The following is a 21,829-nucleotide window of genomic DNA, read 5'->3' on the forward strand; positions in this document are numbered from 1 at the left end:
TAGAATTATTTTTTAGATAATTTTTTACGTTTAAGCATCATTGCCTTTTTTGCTTTAATTGTTTTGTTTACCAATTGCATTATTGCTAATTCTACCTTTTCATTTTCACGAAAACCGTTTGCAATCATGCGAATGCTATCTACTGAAAAGCTTTTCCCTTTTTCATTTTTGATTCCTAATTTTTGCAAATAAGGCATCACTTTCGGTGTGTATTGACATCCTAATATTTCAATCAATAGCCTTTTTTCTTTTTTAGAAATCATATCTCTAGTTGTATTTGATAATTAAAGTTCCTTTGCAATTCCAAAATGTCTTTATTTTGTAAATCATCATCAAAAGGCACATAAATAGTTTTCAAATAAGCATTATATTTAACTCCCTCTTTACCAATCTTTTGATGCAATCGATAACGTCTATTTTCTTTTGCTGTCCTTATGGGTTTCCGTAAAACTTGGCACTCGTTTTGCATTACTTTTAGTTATTAAGATTCTGACAAAAGATTAAAACCTTTTGCAATATGCTTTTTACTATATTTGCGGTTATGTGTATTTCGAACATCTGTAACACATCTGTTATGTTTTAGCACAACAAATATAAACAAATTTCTTTATCGTAAACAAATATCTTTACAATGAATGGTGATTTTTTAAAAGAAAAACTACAACTTCTTGATGTTCAATTTGTTGAATTGTCTAGAAAATTAAAAATAACTCCTCAAAGCTTGAACAGTAGATTCAAAACAAAGGATGTTACTATTAGTTTTTTGATAGAATTATGCGAAGCTGTAAAGAAAAGCCCTTATTACTTTATCAAAGGAAGTGAATACGAAAGTTATTTTACTTTAGACGAAAGTGTCTTAAAAGACGATATTCCCGTTGAAGGAACTACAGCCATTTCAGATAAAATCCGTTTATTAGAAGAACAAAATGATTTATTAAAAGAGAATTTGAATCTTTATAAAGACAGATGTGAAATATATAAAAATGAAATTGCAGAACTAAGAGGAACTTCACCTGATAGAAGTCAGACCGCATAGAACAACTATGCGGATAGTTTGAAACAACAGCAAACAAAATAATACCACATAAAATCTCAAGACTTTTACATAATAATACGCATATCAAATACCACATAATATAATTTTTAAAACCTAATAAAATTAAACATTATGAGTACAGAAGTTTACAGCTTTATAAGCGACAAAAAAACAAAAGAAAAACACATTTTTATAGGCGAACCAACAACAGATTCATGTACAGCTCAACCAGATTCTATTTGTAAAAAAACAAAAAAAAATGAAGGCACTTGGAAAAATGAAGAGATGTGTTTAAATGAGAATGATGCAAGAGAAAAAGCCGCTACAATAGGAAGACGTATATGCGGCACTTGTGTAAGTAATTTATATGCAAATTATTAATTCATTATTTTCAGTAAACCAAACTAATCTAAAATGATAATTACAGAAAGGATTGAAAACATTGATAATGGAGGCTTTGGAATTGTAGATAAAGTTCTTTGTGATGATGGAAAACATTACGCAAGAAAAACTTTTTCAATGAATATCCCCCATGATAAAGAATTAAAAAAAAATGCGTTAGAAAGATTTAAAAGAGAAGCAAATTATCAAGCTAGTTTTGAACATCGAAATATAGTACCAATTCTATTCAAAGATTTAGAAGCTGAAGAACCATATTACATTATGCCATTAGCAGAAAAAGTTTTAAAAAAACTAACTCTAAATGGTAAAGATGAAATATTTCCAATGTTATTAGATGTGATGTCTGGACTTGAAGAAATGCACAACAAAAGCTATTACCATAGAGATTTAAAACCTGGGAATATTTTAAGATTTATAGATGAAGAAGGGGAGTGTTTTTATGCTATTGGAGATTTTGGTTTACTCTCAATCAACCAAACAAACATAACTGAATTAACTCCTATTTCAATGATTAAAGGAAGTGACTATTACACCGCACCTGAAATTGTTGCAAGTTTAGCTAGAGCTTCAATACAGTCAGATATATTTTCATTAGGATGTCTTATTCATGATTATTTTGGAAAAACAAGCAGAATACCCTGCCAACCAATTATCGAAGATGGAGCAATTGGTAAAATAATGGGGAATTGTACTCATAAAAAAGTTATAAGAAGGTTTAAATCAGTCGAATTTTTAAGAGAAGCTTTAATTTCAATTTCACATGAAGATATTGAAATTAAAAGCGAAGAAGGCTCTAAATTAGTAAATTTAGTAGACTCAGAACAGAAAATAACATATGAAGATTGGGAAAAAATTATTGATTTTGTTAGTAATGATAAAAATGCTTCTGAAGATATAGGAACTTTATTTAAGAAAATAGGACTAGAAAGGATTGATGAAATAATTAAGTTAGACTTAACTTTGGCAGATGCATTAGGCTACTCTTTTTCTGAATGGGTAAGAGAACGAGCTTTCTTGTTTGACTATTGCGATATTATCGGTAAACGTTTAGATAAATTTATAGAACATTGTTCTTTAAATACTAAAACACCATGTATTATAGCATTATTAATTATGGGAACCTCACATAATAGATTTTATGTTGAAGAATTATGTTATAAATGGATGCATAATGCGATCGATAATACTTTAGCACAGAGACTAGCCATAGAATTAATTAGTGAAGACAAAACAATATGCTATAAGATAAATCATCTTGAAAGATCAATTAAGGTGGATAGATATAACTTTCATCCATTAGTTTTAGAATCCATAAACAAATTATGTAAATAATATAAGAGAATGAAATTTGATATTGAATATTATTCTGACATAGGAAAAAGAAATGAAAATCAAGATAGTTTTTTATTTAAACAAACAGATGAAGATACTTTGATTTCATGTATAGCAGATGGTGTTGGAGGAAAATTAGGAGGAAGCAAAGCCTCAAAATTTAGTGTCAATCATTTTATTGATACTTTTCCAAACAATAATCTTGATAATATATCTTTGTCAAACAAGCTTTTACAAATTCATTATGAGATAATAAATGAAGCCAAATTAGGAGAAAGCTATGGAATGGCTACTACCTTTTCTGGAATTATAATTAAGAACAGCAAACTTATAGGTATCCATACCGGGGATACACGAGTATGCATACTCAGAGGGAACGGTATAAAACAATTAACTGATGACCATACGGAAGTTGCAAGATTTGTTAGAGAAGGTAAATTATCATTTCACGAATCTTTGTCCTATTCGAGAAGAAATATAATAGAAAGCGCATTAGGCATAATTGACCATGAACCAATATTACAGGAATTCAATTTCGATTTACTAATGGGTGACAGAATTATCATGACTACTGATGGTGTTCATGAAAACATTAGTAAAAGAGACTTTAGAGACATTTCATTAAAAAGTAAAACCTCTAAAGATTTTTTAGACATTTTAACTGTGTATTTAAAAAGAAAACAACCAAATGACAACAATACTATCTTAGTAATTACAATCTCAAATTAAGAATACAAAATCGCATACGATTTATATTTTTTTCACAATAAAAGGCTTTGTCACTAGTAGTAAACAAAGGGATAGCAAAATCTATTTCAGATTCATAACCCTGAGGTCCCGAGTTCAAATCTCGGTCTCGCTACCAAAACAAACCCTTAAACAACAATTGTTTAAGGGTTTTTTATTGAAATTATGCTTAGAAAATACTGCCCTAATCCTTTAGGACTGACGATAAAATCATAAATTTGAAGTGATAAAATTAACCTTAACTAAATATTTTAGCCGCAAAGATGCTACTTCAATCTCGCCTAATATCGCTGAATCTATATGAAGCCTCTCTTAAACTTCATGTTCAGAAGGTAAATTAAAGCTCCTCATCTTTTGCATGACTGCAAAAAAACCAAGAAAAACAGCATTTTGCAAACTAAGTAATTTACAAACAACATGGATATAGTTAAATTTAAAATCACGTCTAAGACGATAAAAGTAGAAGTACGCAACTCTAATAATTATATTTTTAATTTCAATACTGCTTTAGAGATTGAAAAAGAAGACAAAGAAGTTTTATTAAGACTTTACAATGCATTAGATCTTCTTTTTAAGAAAGAAATCGCTAGCGAGACAAAAAATTACATTGCACCCAATCAAACTAATATACTTGATCAGATTTCTGCTGCTGATAATTTAGAACAGGAGAAATAAAATAGTATCGAATAAAGCTTAGCAGAAAGAATTATCAAAATACTCCTTAAACAATTATTGTTTAAGGTTCTTTTTCTTTTGATAATACTTCAAAAGCTACAATCACACCTACATACCTTAAATACTACATAGCTACTTACCAAAAATTTGAGAGATACAATCAGGGATATAATTATTACTTTTGTAGTAACAAAATTGATTTCACCCAATGATTATAAAGAAAAAAGGCAATTGGTTTAAAATGTTGTTCGAATGGAATGGTTCCGTTTTACCTCAACTTATGCCGAGATTAATACTATTGTTATTGTTTTCGATATTGGTGGTGTATTTCAAACCTTTTTTATTAGAACATAATCTACATATTAATCCTGCTATATTTACTTTATTTGGGATTGCGCTGGCTATCTTTTTAGGCTTTCGTAATAACGTTAGCTACGACAGATTCTGGGAAGGCAGAAAACTTTGGGGAGCATTACTTAACGACACCAGATCATTGGCTCGACAAAGTCATTCTTTAATAGACAATGACTATAATGAGAAACGTGACCAATTTATCAATTTACTTATTGCTTTCGTTTACGCATTAAAACACCAACTCAGACATACTGATTCTAGCGACAACATGAATCGTCTTCTTCCTAAAGAATTTGCAAATACCATAAAAGAAGCTCATTTTAAACCTATTATCATTTTAAGAGAATTAGGAAATTGGGTGAAGAACGCAAAAAAAGAAGGTAAACTAGATAGTATAACCCAATTGGCATTTGAAGAAAACCTGAATAAACTTTCGGATATCGTTGGTGGTTGCGAAAGAATTGCCAGTACTCCTATTCCTTATACTTATAGTGTATTACTACATCGAACAGTTTACATATACTGCTTTATATTGCCTTTTGGTTTTGTAGAAACATTAGGCTGGATTACTCCATTTGCAATCGTATTTATTGCCTATACATTTGTAGCCTTAGAAGCAATCGCAGATGAACTAGAAGATCCTTTTGGTCTACAACCTAACGATTTGGCTCTGGATACCATGTCGCAAATGATAGAAAACACGCTTTTGGAATTAAATAACAAAAAGATAACTCCACCAAATAATTCCAACGATTATTACATTACCTAAAAACTGGTATCTATCCCTCAATTAAAAAAAAATTCCGATTAGTAATCTAGGATGTAGCAAAATCCTATCAGGCATCATACTACCTTGTGTTTTCTGTATATTTTTACCACAAAAAATACGAATCACTTTAAAAAACAACCAATATATTAACACCTAAACATATTTTTTAACATTAAACCAGATAATATACCATTATTTAATGTTAATATAATATAAATGTGCAACAACTCACTACTGTACTTTTATCAAAAAAAATATTTAGCTCAAGATTAAGACCACGACATTAGATCAATTTTTAATTTAAAAAATAGAAATTGACACTACAGGATCTAAGCTAATTACAAATTAACCTAAATTTTTATGAAAAAAAATTACTTAGTATTTGTGTTTTTACTGCTCTTCGCATTAAACACTTCTGCACAAACAATTATGGGATGCGGAACCAATTTATCTCAAAAAGAGCAAGATCTATTTAGACAATCTTTGCCAAAAATTGAAACTGCAAAAAAAGCTGGATTAACCAAGAAAAAGGACGCTGCTCCTTATATTATACCAGTAGTATTTCATATCCTAAATGACGGATCTAATATTGGGAAAACATTTACCAAAGCCCAAATGCAAAGCCGAATTAATGATGCAATCGATGTTTGCAACAAAGATTTTAATGGTTTATATCCTGCTTACAATACTGTAGACCCACGTTTTGAAGCTATAAAAAGCAAAATGAACATTCAATTTGTTCTGGCTACAGTTGACCCAGATGGTAATTTATTAGAAACTCCCGGAATGAACTGGCATCCTGAAGCACATATTGTCGATGGATACGATTCAAAGATTTATAATTATATGTACTACGGTAAAAACGGAAAATATTACCTGGACATAGTTGTTGTAGATGAACCTAACCCAGCTGATGGTGTTTATGGTTCTGGACATGCTTTCTTACCTGTACAAGATGTTGTTCCTCACGTAACTTATAATCATAGATATATAGGTACTACGGGTGGATCTGATGCTAATTTCCAATTTGCTAAAGAAATGTCTCATGAGTTTGGACATTATTTTGGTTTGCAACATACTTTTCAGAATGGTTGTGATCCAATTAACGATGGTATGGCAGATACTCCACCAACAACGCAGGGATTTGGTTGTAATTTATCGGCTGTAAATAGCTGCGGAGTTATTGCAAACTATCAAAATTTAATGGATTATAATGTAGATTGTCAATCTATGTTTACCAAAGACCAGACTAATGCGATGACTTATTGGCTAGACGATATGACTGTAGCCAAATATCCCAGAGGCTTTTTATGGCAAAACAGTAATTTAGCTTCTGTGGGAGTTATTAGTACTGCACCAATAGCTCAACTTACAGCAAGTACAACTGCTATTTGTTCCAACAAAAGTATAACTTTTAAAGATGTTTCTCTTGGATTACCTACTTCCAGATCCTGGACTTTTATCGGAGGGTCACCAGCTACATCTACAGCGGTTAACCCAACAGTTACTTATACAACACCAGGAATTTATCCTGTTTCACTTACTGCTACTAACGCATTAGGAAGCGATACCAAAACGGTTACCAGCTATATAAAAGTTGACCAAAGATCTACAGTAAATTTAACGGAGAATTTTTCGGGAGCTTTTCCTCCAGACGGATGGGCTATTACAAATCCAGATGCAGGTTTAGCGTGGGAAAAACGTAAAGATGTTGGCAATGGAGATTCAGCATGTATGATTATGAATAATGCTGATAATGCTGTCGTTGGCGAACTAGATTACATACAACTTCCCTATTATAATTTTACAAATGGAGTAAATAGTCAACTCTATTTTGATGTTGCTTACACAAAATTTGATGATATAAGTCCAGACGTTCTTGAGGTAGAAGTTTCTACGGATTGTGGCACAAATTGGACATCTGTATATTCTAAAACTCATACCGATCTTCAAACAACAACTACTCCTATAACGCTTCCGAATAACTGGATTCCGAGTACACCTGAAAACTGGAGAAAAGAAATCGTTAATCTTAGTGCTTATATAGGAAATCCAAATGTTACAATTCGTTTTAAAAACAAATCAGGTTATGGAACCCGCATTTGGATAGACAATGTAAATGTAGCTATTACTCAAAGTCTTACTCCTATATCTGATTTTTCTGCTGCTGTTACCAGAACAAATTGCGCAAGTTTAGTTGTTCCATTTAAAGATACCTCAACAGGAAACCCTACAAGTTGGTCATGGTCTTTCCCAGGTGGGATTCCTGCAACCTCAACAGCACAAAATCCAATAGTAACATATACTACAAATGGTTCTTATAATGTTACTTTAACAACTACAAATCCATCTGGTACAGGAACTTCAGTTACCAAATTAAACTTTATTACAGTAACTACTCCTGTAAGCGCTTCGTTTACAGAAAGCTTCGAAGGAACTTTTCCTCCAGCTGGATGGGAAGTCACTAACCTAAATAACAATCTAACATGGGAAAAAAGTACTGCTGCTGGCAGAAATTCTTCCTCTTGTATGATTATAAACAATGCCGATAATGCTGCAGGAGATGTAGATGAAATCACATTGAAACCATTAAACTTAGCAGTTGGTGCAACCGATTTCTCTTTTGATGTTGCTTATGCAAAATTTGATGCAGATAGTCCTGATCTTCTAAATATTTTGATTTCTAAAGATTGTGGAACCACTTGGACACCTTTATACTCTAAAACTCATACGGTATTAGAAACTGCCACAAGTACAAATCCGAATAATTGGGTTCCAACATCAGATTCTGATTGGAGAACTGAAAGAATTTCATTAACAGCTTTTAAAGGAAACCCTAACGTTCTGATTAAATTTGTGAACACATCTGGTTATGGTGCGAGAATTTGGATTGATAATTTGAAATTTACTTTTGATAGTAAAGAAAAACCATATACTGATTTTAAAATTACAAGTTCAATGATTTGTAGTGATTTACCAGTTCAATTCTCAGATACTTCTTTTGGTGAGCCAACTTCATGGTTATGGTCTTTTCCAGGAGGAACACCAGCAACTTCTACAAGCAAGAATCCTGCTGTAGTATTTAATACTCCAGGTGATTATAATGTTACTTTAGTTGCTACTAATACTTACGGACAAGGTACAACCATGCTAAAAACAAGCGCAGTAACAATAAAAGGTAAAAATACTTTACCTGTTACTGAGAATTTTAATGATGCTTTCCCTCAACAAGACTGGCAAGTTCTAAATTTAAATGCAGATCCTATTACTTGGGAACAACGCACCGATGTAGGAAAAGGAGATTTGACTTGTTTAGTTATCAATAATGCTGATGCTCCAACAGGAATGGTCGATGAGTTAATTTTAAAATCAATGGATTTCACCACGGCTGATAAACCTCATTTACATTTTGATCTTGGATACACACAATATTTAAGTGTTTTTGACCCTGCGCCTGCACCAGATCAAATCGATATTTTAGTTTCATCAGATTGTGGTGTTAATTGGACAAATGTATATTCTAAAAATCAATTGCAATTGCAAACTGTATTGCCTCCTATTCAGGATGATCCTGCGACCACACAAGCAAATGAAACTAATGACTGGAAACCAACACAAGATTCTGATTGGAGAAGCGAAACTGTAGATTTAGGTGTTGTAAAAAACCAATCGAGTGTTCTAGTTAAGATAAGAAACACATCGGGTTATGGTACCAGAGTTTGGTTTGACAATTTCAAAATCAACAACAGTCCAACATTAAATGTAAAAGAAAATAAAATCGAGGGAGTTGTGGTATATCCTAATCCATCGAAAGATTTATTTACTGTATATATTCCTTCATTAGATCAAGAAGAATACGAAGCTTCTGTTTATAGCGTTACGGGACAATTAATATTAAGTACAACATCATCAAAAATTAAATCAAATGATATAACAATTGATTTATCCGGAAAAGTAAATGGTGTTTACATTTTAAAAATTAAATCGTCAAGCGGAAAAACAATAATAAGTAAATTAATAAAGGAATAGCAAAAATGTGAATCAAGGGGTCAAACAACACAACTACTAATTAAGATTAAACCTAACAGATTTAAAAACCCGTTAGGTTTATATAAAAATTCAACTCTTGATTCGCATTAATCATTAATTTTATAGCGCTATAACCATAGCGCTATTATTAATCTAAAATTACATAAGTATAATGAAAAAGCATTTTCTACTATTATTATTAATCTGCTCGAGTGTTTTTGCTCAGGAAAGTATTGATATTAATCAGTTAAATTGGTTGCCTAACTCACACTCATTTTGGGTAAACTCACAAGGAAACGTAGTTGTTTATGATGTTGATAAACTAAACCAAAACACTACTATTTTAACTCAGGAGCAGTTACAAAAATCTGGCTTTACGGGTGAAATAGAACAATTGGTTTGGAACCAAAACAAAACAAAAGTATTGGTCTATACTAATTCTAAGAAAGTTTGGAGAGCTAATACCAAAGGAGATTATTGGTTTTTTGATCTTGCAACTGGTAAAGGAAAGCAACTTGGTACTAGCTTAGAAAAGTCATCCTTAATGTTTGCTAAGTTTTCTAATGATAATGAGAACGTAGCCTATGTTTCGCAACATAACATTTATCTGGAAAATCTAGTTACTGGAAAAATAACTCCGTTAACAACCGATGGAACTGATAAAATCATCAACGGAACTTTTGATTGGGTTTATGAAGAAGAACTTGCAGCTCGAGATGGTTTTAGATGGAGTCCAGATGGAAAAAGCATTTCGTTTTGGCGTGTAGATGCATCCCAAACAAAATTTCATTTAATGATAAACAATACCGATGCACTATACCCTTTTACAGTTCCGGTAGAATATCCTAAAGCTGGTGAAAAACCATCATCTGTAAAAATTGGGGTAATCGATATTACTTCATTAAAAACAAATTGGTTAAATATTCCTGGCGAACCAGACAACAACTATTTGGTTAGAATGGAATGGATCAACAATCAAAATGTAATGGTTGTTCAGTTAAACAGACTTCAAAACCAAGCTTCTATTTATACTTGTGATGCAAAGTCTGGAACAGCTAATTTAATCTATCAAGAAAAATCAGAATCATGGATTGATGTTTTTGACATCTCTTCGGGAGAATACGATGTTTTTCCTTGTCAGTTTGTAGATAACGGAAAAGCTTTTTTATGGAGCTCAGATGCTGATGGTTGGATGCATATTTATAAAATTAGTGCCGATGGTAAAAAGAAAGAATTAATTACCACCGAAAATTTCGACGCTTATTATAAAGCATATAATCAGGAAACAAAATCTATCTATTATATTGCCAGTCCTACAGATGCAACACAACGCTATTTGTATGAAACCAATTTGAATACCAAGAAAACAAAACGCATTACTCCTAAAGAATTTGAAGGAACAAATGAATATCGTTTTTCTACTGATGGTAAATATGCCAAACATACAAACTCTAACATTAATCGTGATTACAACATACGCTTAGTTGCTTTACCTAGTCATAAAAAAATATTACCACAAACAGCTGATTCTTTTGTAGCTCCGGATCGTAATTATTCTTTAGAAAAATTTAAAGTTACTACTGTAGATGGTATCGAAATGGACGGAATAATGGCTAAACCATTAAACTTTGATCCTAATAAAAAATATCCTGTGTTTTTTTATGTTTATGGTGAGCCAATGGCTTCTGTAGCAAATGACGAACCATATTTTTATCCGTACATCGCCTATTTAATTCCAGAAGGATATATAGGAATTGCTATGGATAACCGAGGAACTCCTGTAATGAAAGGTACAAAATGGAGAAAATCGATTTATAAAAACATCGGAATCGTAAATACTCGTGATCAAGCCATGGCTGCCAAAGAGGTTTTAAAATGGAAATTTATCGATACTGATAGAGTTGCCATTCACGGATGGAGCGGCGGTGGAGCAGTAACATTAAATTTAATGTTTCAATATCCTGAAATTTACAAAACAGGAATTGCAGTTGCTGCTGTAACCGATCAGCATTTTTATGACAACATTTATACAGAAAGATATATGGGATTGCCTAGCGAAAACGAAGCAACTTATGTTAAAGCATCACCAGTAACTCACGCCAAAAACCTAAAAGGAAACTTATTATATGTTCATGGAACAGGCGATGATAACGTACATTATAAAAACGCCGAAGTTTTAATTAACGAATTAGTTAAATACGATAAAATGTTCGACTTGATGATTTATCCTAATCGTTCGCACAGTATATCCGAAGGTGAAGGAACAAGAAAACATCTTTTAGATACCTTTATGAAATACATAAGAGAGAACTCTCCTCCAGGAGCAAAATAATTCAAAGACATTTTAACTTGTCATCTTTCTCAGTCTTGTCATTCTTAGGAATGGTGAGGCTGAGTTTTTTTTTTAGAAAGGCTCAAAGGTTCAGAGAAGCAAAGGTACAAAGGTTTTAAGCCACAGAGGTTCTACGATTCTATCGTATTTTGCATAGCCCACGGTTTCAACCGTGGGATACGGATTGTGATAATGCATTGCGCTCCAACGGTTGAAACCGTTGGCAATGTTTATATTTGCCAGTTCGCTATCGCTCGTGTATTCCTGTGTCAGATAGACACATTTGAAGAAATTCTTGATAAATATTTATATATTAGCTGAAGAAATAAATTCCTCGAATATAAGACTATTATCATGATCAAAAGAGAAAAAGCAATTCAGAATTACATTGAGGGTTATAACCAATTTGATATCGATAAAATGATTTCAGACTTTGATGAAGCTATAATCTTTGAGAATATTCAAGGTAGCGAAACAAATATGTCTTTAACTGGCTTAACCTCTTTTAAACAGCAAGCGGAACAGGCAAAAGCTTATTTCTCGAGCCGAACACAAACCATAACATCTTTTAAACATTTAGAAAACGAAACCGAAATAGAGATTAACTACTTTGCTATTTTAGGAATGGACTTTCCTAATGGACTCAAAAAAGGACAAGAATTGAATTTAAAAGGGAAATCAATCTTTGAATTTTCTGGTGACAAAATTTCTAAATTAACAGATATAAGCTAACATTCCATGAACAACAAAAAAACAACCAACTTATGAGTATTTACAGCAAAATAGGAATTGGTTTTATCATAAATGGTATAATCATGTTTCTTGTAACTGGGGCATTGTTTAGTTATATGGGAACACTAAATCCATTAATAAAACTTATTGGCGAAATATCTTTTATCTGTTGGGTTCCTTCAATAATTTTAGGAATATTTATGATACAAATAAAAAGAAAGAAATAAAATAATTGTTTACTCCACCAATCATGACCATAACCATAGACCAAAATCTAAAACTTGAATTAATCCACGAGAATCATGCACAACCAATCTTTGATCTTGTTGATGCAAACAGAACACATTTAAGAGAATGGCTGCCTTTTGTTGACCGAATGCAAACGGTTGAATTTGCGGAGAATTTTGTAAAAGGGACAATGCAACGAAACAAAGACGAAAATGAATATGCTTTTGTTATTGTTGATAATGAAAAAGTCATAGGAAGAATTGGCGTTTATAAAATTGATGGTCAAAATAAAATTGGAGAAATCGGGTATTGGCTTGCCGAAAACCTACAAGGAAAAGGGATTATAACTAAATCTTGTAAAGCAATTATTAACTTTGGTTTTTCGGGTTTGCAATTAAACCGAATCGAAATAAAATGCGGAACCGAAAACTTTAAAAGCAAAACAATCCCAGAAAAACTTAACTTTACCAAGGAAGGCATTATTCGCCAAGGAGAATTACTTTATGACAAATTTATCGACTTGAATTTATATTCCCTTCTTAAATCTGACGTTGAGTAAAACCGAAATACATTCAAAAATTAAATCCCATAAAATGAAAAATATAAAATTTGTAAAACTCATTCTCCTTTTTGGTCTTATTACTTTAGTTTCTTGTAATGAGCCTAAAACTATAGATGAATTTGCCATAGAAATTACAAATAGCGTCAAAGATAAAGATGCAGACGATTTGTATTCTTTGTTTATATCTCCCAAAGAGAATGCTGCTTATGGTTTTGTAAATGGCACAATAACTCCGGAAGAATCTTCGAGATTAAAATCTAATGAGGATTTAATAAAGTTAATTATCCGAAAAGGAAAACAAAGAAAACCTGAAGATATCAAACGCATAAATCAGTTTATTTCGGAGGCACATGCTTTATTTAATTGGGAAAATATCAAATCTGTAAAAACAGAATCTACTTTGGTAGAAACCAAAAAAGTAAATACGATAAGAAACAAAGTAACGATTGATGCTGCTATTTATGACTTAAAAATCATAATCGAGTTAAATGATAATAAAGTATATCGTCTAAAAGTAAATAAAGCAATGAAAGTAAATGATCGTTGGGTAATCTTCCCTACGAAAGGTTTTGGTCTTGAGATTGAAAAGTAAGAATATATAAAACTAAAATGTTAAAGAATTTCATTGCTATTCTTATTGCAAACTTATTGGGGTTATTCATTTTTGTTGTTGCTGGCCTAACAACTTTCAACAATTTAAAGCATCTGTTTAAAAATGAAACCATAAGTGGAAAAGTCACAGCTGTCAATGTATTAAACACATATTCAAAAAATGGTGGCGCTACACTCAATGCATTTGAATTTAAAATGGATGCAAAAAAAGAATCTTTCTTAACCTCTTACGAAAGACTCAATTACAACATTAGTATCGGTGATTCTGTCACACTAAAAAAATTATACGTAGGGAATACAAATTCAAAAGTATTAGCAATAAACGGGCAAACTATTAATAATTTCTATGGCGTATTCGATCTTGTAATGTTAGTAGCTTTTATTGCAATTATTTTAATTTACTATATCTATTATAAAATGTACAATCGCAAAAAATACGTAAATAAGAATAACCAATATACAGAAGCCCTTAAAAGAAAAAAGCGTACGATTCTTAAATCCTAAATAACACTATATTTCCGAATGATTGAAATGGAAATAAAATTTCTCTTTTTTAATTCCTATTTTCGCTGAGTAAATTTTACTACGAATACCAATCAGGAAAATGAAAGCGAAAAAAGAGGAAGATATAAAAACCTATGGTGCAAAAGATTTTCGGGACAAATTCCTTGAATCTGAAAATACTGTAGAACATCTTTTTAAATCAAACTCCGAACATTTTTTTTGCTTGAGGATTGAAGATGTAAATCAACTAAAATATCCTGTACCTCCATCCAAACACATTTGTCATACGCTGCTTTTTATCACTTCTGGAATTCATAAACTAAAAGTTGGGTTCGAAGAATATACAACCAAGGCAAATGAAATGATACTAGTTCCTGCTGGACAGATTTACTCTATAGATTTTATGAGTAAAAAGATAACAGGTATCATATGTCAGTTTCATCAGGATATTCTAATAGGGAAATATGGCAATCGAGAAATGCTAAATGATTTTAATTTTTTGAAAGTCTGGGGAAATCCTAATGTAAATTTTCAAAAACAAGAAGCTGGATTTATTTCGAATCTATTAAATCGTCTGCTCATAGAATATACCGAAACTGGCGGTACAAATCTGGATATTATACAGCCTTACCTTATTGCGTTACTTTTTGAAATAAACAAGAATGCTGTAAAAACCAATAAAACCCTCACGGCAGCAACTACACTCACAACAAAGTTTAAAGAGCTTATATATTTGCATATAAAAACCCAACATCAGGTGAGTTATTATGCTTCGGTACTTAATGTAACCCCAAATCATTTAAACAAATCGGTAAAATCCGTTACAGGAAAATCGCCTACAAAATGGATAGACGAAACGATTCTTTTAGAAGCCAAATACTTATTATACCAAACCAATCTTACTATAAACGAAATTACAATACAAGTAGGTCATTATGATCAATCGTACTTTAGCCGCATCTTCAAAAAACATGAAGGCGTCACTCCTATCGAGTATCGAAAAATGATTGATAAATCCTAACTCTTGCTTATTGAATCCTAATAGGATTGTCTCTTTATTATTGACATTTGCAAACTAAAAAAAGCAAATAATGATTTACGTTTTCAAAACTTCGGTAAACACAGAATCGAAATTAGAATCGGCAACAACAATCCTTAACGAATTATTACCAGACGCAAAGTGGAACTTCGACCTTGAAGATTGGGACAATATTTTAAGAATTGATAGTAAAACCGATATAGTCGAAATGATACTTAACAACGACGTTTTCGATTGTATCGAATTAGAATAAATATCGCATTTGCAACAATTAACTTTCATCATCAATTTATTATGGACACATTACTTCATCAAGGCAAGACATTTGAAAACATCGATTACTCAGAAAAGAAATTAGTCGATTTCGAATTTTTAAATTGCGATTTTATAAACTGTAACTTTTCAAAAAGCGATTTAGGCAATAATGATTTTATAGACTGCAACTTTAAGAACTGTAATTTCTCTTTGGCAACGCTACGAAACACAGGATTAAAAAACATTAAATTCACCGATTGTAAATTAATGGGATTAGACTTTAGTGACAGTAATGCCTTTTTATTCTCCATGAACTTTCAGGGTTGTATCCTGGATTATTCTACTTTTTTACAAAGAAAATTAAAGAAAACAAACTTCTTCGATTGCTCTCTAAAAGACGTAGATTTCTCCGAAGCCGATTTAACTCAGGCAGTATTTAAAAATTGTGATCTGTCGAACGCAACTTTCGTGCGAAGCATACTAGAAAAAGCTGATTTTCGTACGGCAAAAAACTATTCTTTCGACCCAGAAGAAAACAAAGTCAAAAACGCTAAATTCTCCCGTTTGGAACTTGCAGGATTATTAGAGAAATTTAATCTTGATATTCAGTAAATCTAAGAGAAAGATAGGATTGAATTAGGAAGTTTAGGATTTGAGTAGATCTGTAGTTTTTATTTGTATTTTCGTTTAATTAAAACATATAAAGAACAATTCATAAGAACACTAAATGAATAATTTTAGTTATTTAAAAATCATCGCTTTAATTGCTGTTTTTGTTTTATTGCTTCTTGTCTTTTTTTTGCTGACTGTAAAAACTAAAAACAAGTTGTCGAATCGACTTATTGCAAGCTATCTAATCCTTACTGCTATCGATATTAGTGGATTTTTTATTGCAGAGAACATTACAAACAACCACCCCAACTTAGAAATTTTTAGATGGACACTCTGTTTATTAAACATTCCATTGTTTTATTTATATGTACTATCACTTTGTTATACCGATTTCCGATTAAAGTTTAAACATGCATTACATACAGCCCCATTTATAATCTTAAACCTAATTTTAATACCAAGAATATATTTAGCAAATGATACCTATAAAAAATACTTTTTCGAACATCATTTTGAAACAACCGAAATGGTGTTTTTTCAATTTCTAATAGAAGTCCAATATTTACTTTATATCATTGGTATCTTTTTAATTTTGAAAAAATACAGAAAAATTTATCTTGAAAATTTTGCAAACTCTAATACTGCAACATACAAATGGTTATTCCAGATAACGATCGTTTTCATAGTTGCGCATTACTTTGATACTTTTAAGAATCTCTTAAGATATACCGATTATCATACTCTTTTAATTTTTATTAATGATTTTATAGGTATTATAGCTTTATTGATAACATGTTGGTTTGTCTTAAAAGCATTAAACTATCCTGAGCTTTTTAGGGGTATCGATTCTAAATTACAATTAGCAAAAGATTTTACGTCTAAAACAGCAGCTTCCAAGAATCAAGATATTACTGTGATTGCATCACAAATAGATATCTTAAAAAAACACATGATAGATAAAAAACCATATCTAGATCAATCGTTTACGATACAAGACCTCGCAAACCAAATTAATATTCCTGTACGTGAATTATCAATTCTAATTAATCTACACATGCATCAACATTTTTTTGACTTTGTAAACCAATATCGTATCGAGAATGCAATGGAAATTTTACGAAATTATTCAAAAAGTGAATTGACTGTTCTGGAAATCCTATACAAGGTAGGCTTCAATTCTAAATCTTCCTTTCATACTGCGTTTAAAAAACATACTTCATTAACTCCTACAGAATACAGAAATAGCTTACTATAAACAACTCCCATAAATCGGACATTATTTTAGCGAAAGTCGAACCAAATTTATTCATACTATTTGGTTCGACTTTTTTTAGTCGGACGTTTTTACAAAATATCTAAACCAAATTTGCCTCAGATAAAAAACAGGCAAATTTGCCAAAATGGGATATGCTGAAAACCAAGTTTAGAGTAAGCAAAAATCAAATCATGAAAACAACCAAAATAGTATTTAGCTTGCTATTCTTAGGCAATGCTATAGTTAGTCTCGCACAAGACACAATACCACTTAAAACGTACATCGAAAACATGAAAACTGTAGATGTGTTTATAAAAGGAAAAAAATACAATTTCCTTTTTGATACTGGCGGAGCAGAAACTCTTATTTCGCCTGAAATAGCAAATATGCTAAACAAAAAGATATACGGAAGTTCAACAGGATTTAGAATGGATGGAGAAATAATAAAGGCACAAAAAAGTGATAGCATATCACTTATAATTGGCACTACAACTCTATTCCACCCAACTGTTGGCGTTTGGGACATTATGAGTATTTTACCTAAAGAATTCCCTAAAATTGATGGCATTATCTCTCTTAAATCTTTTAGCAACACTATTTTGACTATAGATCTTTCTAAAAATATTCTAATTATTGAAAATGACGTTTCCGCAAAAAAAAGAATTAAAGGAAAGTCTCTTTTACCAACTCGATTTGCCAATGGTTTGGAAGGTTCTGAATTAAATATTTTCGTTCGAATACCTAAAAATAATTTTTATTATTGGTTTCTTTTTGACTCTGGTAACAGTGGACCATTATTACTTTCAAATGAAAGTGCTGTCGTTTGGGGATTAAAACCCGAAAACAATGCGATTGAAATAACCACCCCTAAATCTGAATTCTTAATCGGTAAAAATAAACTTATAGTAAAACCATTTACAAGAAATATAATTTACGATGGTGTACTTAATTTTGAATCCCTCAGTAAATATATTTTCACTATCGATTTTAAGAAAAAAGAAGTCTGGATTAATTAAGTTTTTTACAAATATCCATTTTTAAGAAATAGTAATTCTAGTAGGATTATTTTTTAATCTCTATTTTTGTTTAGAATAAAACAACAAAAAGCTGATATGAAGAAATACTACCTATTATTAATCTTAACTATTATTAGCTGTAACAATTCAACGAAAGTTATTCCAAAAGAAAATATTGCTCAAAAAAAAGAATTAAAAAAATTCTATGAGTCTGATAAAATAGACCATTACTATTTAGACATTTCAGAAGATGCTTTTTTTAGCCTCATGAAAAAAGAAAATAAGACTCAAGATGACAAAAGTCTAGCTCAACTATTAGTAGCAAGTAATTATCCAAATTCTATTTCACAACCTAACTTTGAATCCGATTTAAAAAAGTTTCATTTTGCAAAACATGAACTAAACAAAGAAAAGAAAAAAGAGATTGAAAATATTTTTAGTCAACAGGATTCATTACGATATGAATACGCTGGTTGTCTTCCTAAATATCGAGATATCTTTATTTTCAAAAAGAATGATTCTATAATTGGAATAGCAAAAGTTTGTTTTGGATGTGGGGTTTCTCAATTCTTAGGAACTAAAGTAGATACTGATGGATTTGGATTACAAACTGAATTAGAAAAACTCGAAAAAATCATTCGAAATTAAGAGCAAATAAACACACCAACTCTATAAAGGTTTAACATAAAATAATTGACCAAAAACCACAGCTACTTCTAACTGAGAATTATACCCCTGATGAACGAAAAAACAACTGTAGACAATGCCATTAAAAGAGGGAAATGGTTAATTAATTACCCTGCACGTACAATATTATTTGCATCTATTTTTATTGCTATTTATCTTCAAATTCAAAACATCATAACAGGTTGGTTAATTATACCAATTGTATATATACTCCCCTTTTTATTAGCTTTTCTATATTGGTGCATTACAATTACCAAGTGGAGAATTTGGGCATTTACAAATGTTAGAAATGTTCATGAATTAAAAAAAAGAGCTATTCAGGAAAGACTAATTGGTTTGGATAACAGTTTTTATCAAAAAGCTGAAATAAAAATCTTTGGAGATAAAAAGAAATGGGATTCGTTACTATTAAAATTTGAAAAGGAAGACGTATTTCAAGACAACATATTTATCCCAAAACAAACTATGATCTTTTATTCCAAAAGCAAAAATTCAATCCAAATGCTTTTAGGTATTTCGAGCATTATTCTTGGAGGCTACTTAATATTTAATTCCAGAAGCCTACCTTTAGGAATACTATTGGTATTAGGAGGTCTTTATTTAACTTACAAAGAATTCAGAGAAGTTATAAATACTACACCTCAGATAATTTTAGATGAAAAAGGTATAGAAACCATAAAAACAAAGTTTCACAATTGGGAATCTATAAAAAATGAAGAAGTAATTTGCCAAGGCTTCGGAAAAAATAGACATTACTATTTAATATATGAATATCCTGGAGGGAGAGAATATTTGCAAATAGATAGCTATACTACAAATATGAAAGCTCTAAATAAGTTATTAATATTATACAGAGGTCGCTCAAAACAAAAAAATAATTTCATTCAACAAACAGCAAAACTCTCAAATGATATTTATAATTAATTCCCAAGGCACAAATCTCATAACCAGAGAAGAACTTTCGGTTAAGGAATGGTCGGAAAAACTTATAAAAATTAAGCTCTATTTTTGTAATGCAAAGTGAGAATACTATCATTTTATTCTTAATGCTAAATTGGATTAAAACCTCTTTATGAAACAATTACTTCTAACTCTTTATTTACTTATCGGAATGTCCCATTCTCAATACGCCCAGAAAGTTATCCCTTTATACAACGGAAAAGTACCAAACGCTAAAGATATTGCAGACCTGCAAGACTCTATTATGGTTTATGACACTGGTTCTAAAAAAATCACTGTAATTACCAGAGTTGCGACTCCTGATCTGACTGTTTTTCTTCCCGAAAAAAATAAGGCTACAGGAATTGCTGTAATTATTTGCCCTGGCGGCGGTTACTCTGGTGTGGCAATTGATCATGAAGGTTATGCTATTGCCAAAAAACTAAACGAAAGCGGAATTGCAGGATTTGTATTAAAATACCGTTTACCAATTACAAAATACGTCGAAAACAAAGAAATAGTTCCTTTGCAAGATGCGCAACGTGCTATTGAATTGGTAAGAGAAAATGCCAAAAAATGGGGAATAAATCCAAACAAAATTGGAATTCAGGGTAGTTCTGCCGGGGGACATTTGGCTGCAACTGTGGGAACACATTATACCAAATCATATATCGCCAATCCGTTAAAAACCAATTTGCGTCCCGACTTTATGATTCTTACTTATCCTGTTATTAGTATGGCAGATAGTTTAACACATATGGGATCCAGAAATAATTTGCTTGGCAAAGACGCATCTCCCGAGGAAATTAAAGAATACTCGAATGAATTGCATGTAACACCAAATACTCCTCCCTCATTTATTACTCATGCCATAGATGATCCTGATGTTATAGTACAAAACTCGCTTGTATTTATTGCTGCTTTACAAAAAAACAAAGTCCCAGTAGAATCTTTCTTTTATGCCAAAGGTGGTCATGGTTTCGGGATGGATAATCCTACCAGCGATGTACAATGGATTGATAACTGTATTGATTGGATTTTGAAAACCAATAAAAAATAATCTCTCCAATAATTTAAACGAAAATAAAAACTAAACGGCTTAGGTAGTTTAAATTTTATATAATCCTCAAAAATCTAATAACAAAGCATGACAACCTCAACCATTTGGCCTACAAATACCATTCATAAAGATTTACTTGAAGCAAAAGAACTACTATACGATACTTGCAACTTAGAATGTTCGCAACCTATAGCTGAAGCAGAAAGTGCCGATTATGGCGCTTATACTTTTAAAATAAACAATCAGGCTGTTATATACCGTGTGGCAAAAATTACCCCAACAAAAGTGGGACAATTTGTTACGTTGTGGAAAAGAAGCCCAAAAGGTCCTATTGCCCCTTTTGAGATTACAGATGATATCGATTTATTTATTGTAAGCACCCGAAATGGTTCTCACTTTGGACAATTTATTTTTCCAAAATCGATACTACACCAAAAAGGAATTTTATCTGATGACACGAAAGAAGGCAAACGTGCCATTCGTGTATATCCGCCTTGGGACAGCACAACAAGTAAACAAGCACAGAAAACACAACAATGGCAATTAGATTATTTTGTTGCCCTACCGAGCGATAAACCTGTAGATTTGGATTTAATAAATAAATTAATTTCGTGATAAATAAATTCATATTTTAGCTAATGCTTAAAACTTA

23 protein-coding genes are annotated in these 21,829 nt (G+C 31.4%); 22 read left to right on the forward strand and 1 reads right to left on the reverse strand.

Annotation, left to right across the window (positions count from 1 at the left end):
- Positions 1–5: 5 nt before the first annotated feature.
- Entirely contained in the window at positions 6–263 is a 258-nt protein-coding gene (locus OA93_RS06410) for a hypothetical protein (protein WP_039112312.1), read from the reverse strand.
- Between the two features lie 368 nt (positions 264–631).
- On the opposite strand from OA93_RS06410, the gene OA93_RS06420 reads away from it, so the two are divergent.
- The 22 genes from OA93_RS06420 (at position 632) to OA93_RS06520 (ending at position 21,792) form a co-directional block, all read left to right on the forward strand.
- Positions 632–1,036 (forward strand): hypothetical protein, encoded by a 405-nt coding sequence (locus OA93_RS06420; RefSeq protein WP_039112314.1) that lies wholly within the window; start codon positions 632–634, stop codon positions 1,034–1,036.
- A gap of 132 nt (positions 1,037–1,168) precedes the next feature.
- Complete coding sequence (locus OA93_RS06425) at positions 1,169–1,417, forward strand: hypothetical protein (RefSeq protein WP_039112315.1); 249 nt, start codon at positions 1,169–1,171, stop codon at positions 1,415–1,417.
- Between the two features lie 33 nt (positions 1,418–1,450).
- Positions 1,451–2,770 (forward strand): protein kinase, encoded by a 1,320-nt coding sequence (locus tag OA93_RS24055; RefSeq protein WP_052259396.1) that lies wholly within the window; start codon positions 1,451–1,453, stop codon positions 2,768–2,770.
- A gap of 9 nt (positions 2,771–2,779) precedes the next feature.
- Positions 2,780–3,499, forward strand: a complete 720-nt coding sequence (locus OA93_RS06435; RefSeq protein ID WP_039112316.1) for a PP2C family serine/threonine-protein phosphatase — start codon at positions 2,780–2,782, stop codon at positions 3,497–3,499.
- Positions 3,500–3,934: 435 nt separating this feature from the next.
- Positions 3,935–4,192: a hypothetical protein gene (locus OA93_RS06440; RefSeq protein ID WP_039112317.1), complete on the forward strand. Its 258-nt coding sequence runs from the start codon at positions 3,935–3,937 to the stop codon at positions 4,190–4,192.
- A gap of 208 nt (positions 4,193–4,400) precedes the next feature.
- Positions 4,401–5,315, forward strand: a complete 915-nt coding sequence (locus OA93_RS06445) for a bestrophin family ion channel (protein ID WP_039112318.1) — start codon at positions 4,401–4,403, stop codon at positions 5,313–5,315.
- A 360-nt stretch (positions 5,316–5,675) separates the two neighbouring features.
- Positions 5,676–9,344, forward strand: coding sequence for a PKD domain-containing protein (locus tag OA93_RS06450; protein WP_039112319.1), 3,669 nt, complete (start codon positions 5,676–5,678; stop codon positions 9,342–9,344).
- A gap of 172 nt (positions 9,345–9,516) precedes the next feature.
- Positions 9,517–11,676, forward strand: coding sequence for a DPP IV N-terminal domain-containing protein (locus OA93_RS06455; RefSeq protein ID WP_039112320.1), 2,160 nt, complete (start codon positions 9,517–9,519; stop codon positions 11,674–11,676).
- Between the two features lie 354 nt (positions 11,677–12,030).
- Positions 12,031–12,408, forward strand: a complete 378-nt coding sequence (locus OA93_RS06460; RefSeq protein ID WP_039112321.1) for a hypothetical protein — start codon at positions 12,031–12,033, stop codon at positions 12,406–12,408.
- A 32-nt stretch (positions 12,409–12,440) separates the two neighbouring features.
- A complete protein-coding gene (locus tag OA93_RS24930; protein ID WP_039118064.1) occupies positions 12,441–12,635 on the forward strand; it encodes a hypothetical protein in 195 nt (64 codons plus the stop codon).
- Positions 12,636–12,658: 23 nt separating this feature from the next.
- The gene (locus OA93_RS06465; RefSeq protein ID WP_039112322.1) at positions 12,659–13,195 is read left to right on the forward strand and encodes a GNAT family protein; all 537 of its coding nucleotides are present in this window, start codon (positions 12,659–12,661) and stop codon (positions 13,193–13,195) included.
- Between the two features lie 34 nt (positions 13,196–13,229).
- Positions 13,230–13,790: a hypothetical protein gene (locus tag OA93_RS06470; RefSeq protein WP_131474464.1), complete on the forward strand. Its 561-nt coding sequence runs from the start codon at positions 13,230–13,232 to the stop codon at positions 13,788–13,790.
- Positions 13,791–13,807: 17 nt separating this feature from the next.
- Entirely contained in the window at positions 13,808–14,314 is a 507-nt protein-coding gene (locus OA93_RS06475) for a hypothetical protein (RefSeq protein WP_039112324.1), read from the forward strand.
- A gap of 100 nt (positions 14,315–14,414) precedes the next feature.
- On the forward strand, positions 14,415–15,335 hold the full coding sequence (locus tag OA93_RS06480) for a helix-turn-helix domain-containing protein (protein WP_039112325.1): 921 nt from the start codon (positions 14,415–14,417) through the stop codon (positions 15,333–15,335).
- Positions 15,336–15,405: 70 nt separating this feature from the next.
- On the forward strand, positions 15,406–15,606 hold the full coding sequence (locus OA93_RS06485; RefSeq protein WP_039112327.1) for a hypothetical protein: 201 nt from the start codon (positions 15,406–15,408) through the stop codon (positions 15,604–15,606).
- Between the two features lie 41 nt (positions 15,607–15,647).
- Positions 15,648–16,220: a pentapeptide repeat-containing protein gene (locus tag OA93_RS06490; protein ID WP_039112328.1), complete on the forward strand. Its 573-nt coding sequence runs from the start codon at positions 15,648–15,650 to the stop codon at positions 16,218–16,220.
- Positions 16,221–16,335: 115 nt separating this feature from the next.
- Positions 16,336–17,475: a helix-turn-helix domain-containing protein gene (locus OA93_RS06495; protein WP_039112329.1), complete on the forward strand. Its 1,140-nt coding sequence runs from the start codon at positions 16,336–16,338 to the stop codon at positions 17,473–17,475.
- Positions 17,476–17,666: 191 nt separating this feature from the next.
- On the forward strand, positions 17,667–18,491 hold the full coding sequence (locus OA93_RS06500; RefSeq protein ID WP_165572090.1) for an aspartyl protease family protein: 825 nt from the start codon (positions 17,667–17,669) through the stop codon (positions 18,489–18,491).
- Positions 18,492–18,587: 96 nt separating this feature from the next.
- Complete coding sequence (locus tag OA93_RS06505; protein ID WP_039112331.1) at positions 18,588–19,139, forward strand: hypothetical protein; 552 nt, start codon at positions 18,588–18,590, stop codon at positions 19,137–19,139.
- A 90-nt stretch (positions 19,140–19,229) separates the two neighbouring features.
- The gene (locus tag OA93_RS06510) at positions 19,230–20,102 is read left to right on the forward strand and encodes a hypothetical protein (protein WP_052259397.1); all 873 of its coding nucleotides are present in this window, start codon (positions 19,230–19,232) and stop codon (positions 20,100–20,102) included.
- A 148-nt stretch (positions 20,103–20,250) separates the two neighbouring features.
- A complete protein-coding gene (locus OA93_RS06515) occupies positions 20,251–21,177 on the forward strand; it encodes an alpha/beta hydrolase (RefSeq protein WP_039112332.1) in 927 nt (308 codons plus the stop codon).
- A gap of 87 nt (positions 21,178–21,264) precedes the next feature.
- Complete coding sequence (locus tag OA93_RS06520) at positions 21,265–21,792, forward strand: MepB family protein (protein ID WP_039112333.1); 528 nt, start codon at positions 21,265–21,267, stop codon at positions 21,790–21,792.
- Positions 21,793–21,829 lie beyond the last annotated feature (37 nt).

It is taken from the genome of Flavobacterium sp. KMS (assembly GCF_000813005.1).
Lineage (GTDB): Bacteria > Bacteroidota > Bacteroidia > Flavobacteriales > Flavobacteriaceae > Flavobacterium.

Bases quoted from the DNA above. Each gene is read 5' to 3' on its own strand.
- OA93_RS06410 (WP_039112312.1), bottom strand. From the start codon at position 263: ATGATTTCTAAAAAAGAAAAAAGGCTATTGATTGAAATATTAGGATGT.
- OA93_RS06420 (WP_039112314.1), top strand. From the start codon at position 632: ATGAATGGTGATTTTTTAAAAGAAAAACTACAACTTCTTGATGTTCAA.
- OA93_RS06425 (WP_039112315.1), top strand. From the start codon at position 1,169: ATGAGTACAGAAGTTTACAGCTTTATAAGCGACAAAAAAACAAAAGAA.
- OA93_RS24055 (WP_052259396.1), top strand. From the start codon at position 1,451: ATGATAATTACAGAAAGGATTGAAAACATTGATAATGGAGGCTTTGGA.
- OA93_RS06435 (WP_039112316.1), top strand. From the start codon at position 2,780: ATGAAATTTGATATTGAATATTATTCTGACATAGGAAAAAGAAATGAA.
- OA93_RS06440 (WP_039112317.1), top strand. From the start codon at position 3,935: ATGGATATAGTTAAATTTAAAATCACGTCTAAGACGATAAAAGTAGAA.
- OA93_RS06445 (WP_039112318.1), top strand. From the start codon at position 4,401: ATGATTATAAAGAAAAAAGGCAATTGGTTTAAAATGTTGTTCGAATGG.
- OA93_RS06450 (WP_039112319.1), top strand. From the start codon at position 5,676: ATGAAAAAAAATTACTTAGTATTTGTGTTTTTACTGCTCTTCGCATTA.
- OA93_RS06455 (WP_039112320.1), top strand. From the start codon at position 9,517: ATGAAAAAGCATTTTCTACTATTATTATTAATCTGCTCGAGTGTTTTT.
- OA93_RS06460 (WP_039112321.1), top strand. From the start codon at position 12,031: ATGATCAAAAGAGAAAAAGCAATTCAGAATTACATTGAGGGTTATAAC.
- OA93_RS24930 (WP_039118064.1), top strand. From the start codon at position 12,441: ATGAGTATTTACAGCAAAATAGGAATTGGTTTTATCATAAATGGTATA.
- OA93_RS06465 (WP_039112322.1), top strand. From the start codon at position 12,659: ATGACCATAACCATAGACCAAAATCTAAAACTTGAATTAATCCACGAG.
- OA93_RS06470 (WP_131474464.1), top strand. From the start codon at position 13,230: ATGAAAAATATAAAATTTGTAAAACTCATTCTCCTTTTTGGTCTTATT.
- OA93_RS06475 (WP_039112324.1), top strand. From the start codon at position 13,808: ATGTTAAAGAATTTCATTGCTATTCTTATTGCAAACTTATTGGGGTTA.
- OA93_RS06480 (WP_039112325.1), top strand. From the start codon at position 14,415: ATGAAAGCGAAAAAAGAGGAAGATATAAAAACCTATGGTGCAAAAGAT.
- OA93_RS06485 (WP_039112327.1), top strand. From the start codon at position 15,406: ATGATTTACGTTTTCAAAACTTCGGTAAACACAGAATCGAAATTAGAA.
- OA93_RS06490 (WP_039112328.1), top strand. From the start codon at position 15,648: ATGGACACATTACTTCATCAAGGCAAGACATTTGAAAACATCGATTAC.
- OA93_RS06495 (WP_039112329.1), top strand. From the start codon at position 16,336: ATGAATAATTTTAGTTATTTAAAAATCATCGCTTTAATTGCTGTTTTT.
- OA93_RS06500 (WP_165572090.1), top strand. From the start codon at position 17,667: ATGAAAACAACCAAAATAGTATTTAGCTTGCTATTCTTAGGCAATGCT.
- OA93_RS06505 (WP_039112331.1), top strand. From the start codon at position 18,588: ATGAAGAAATACTACCTATTATTAATCTTAACTATTATTAGCTGTAAC.
- OA93_RS06510 (WP_052259397.1), top strand. From the start codon at position 19,230: ATGAACGAAAAAACAACTGTAGACAATGCCATTAAAAGAGGGAAATGG.
- OA93_RS06515 (WP_039112332.1), top strand. From the start codon at position 20,251: ATGAAACAATTACTTCTAACTCTTTATTTACTTATCGGAATGTCCCAT.
- OA93_RS06520 (WP_039112333.1), top strand. From the start codon at position 21,265: ATGACAACCTCAACCATTTGGCCTACAAATACCATTCATAAAGATTTA.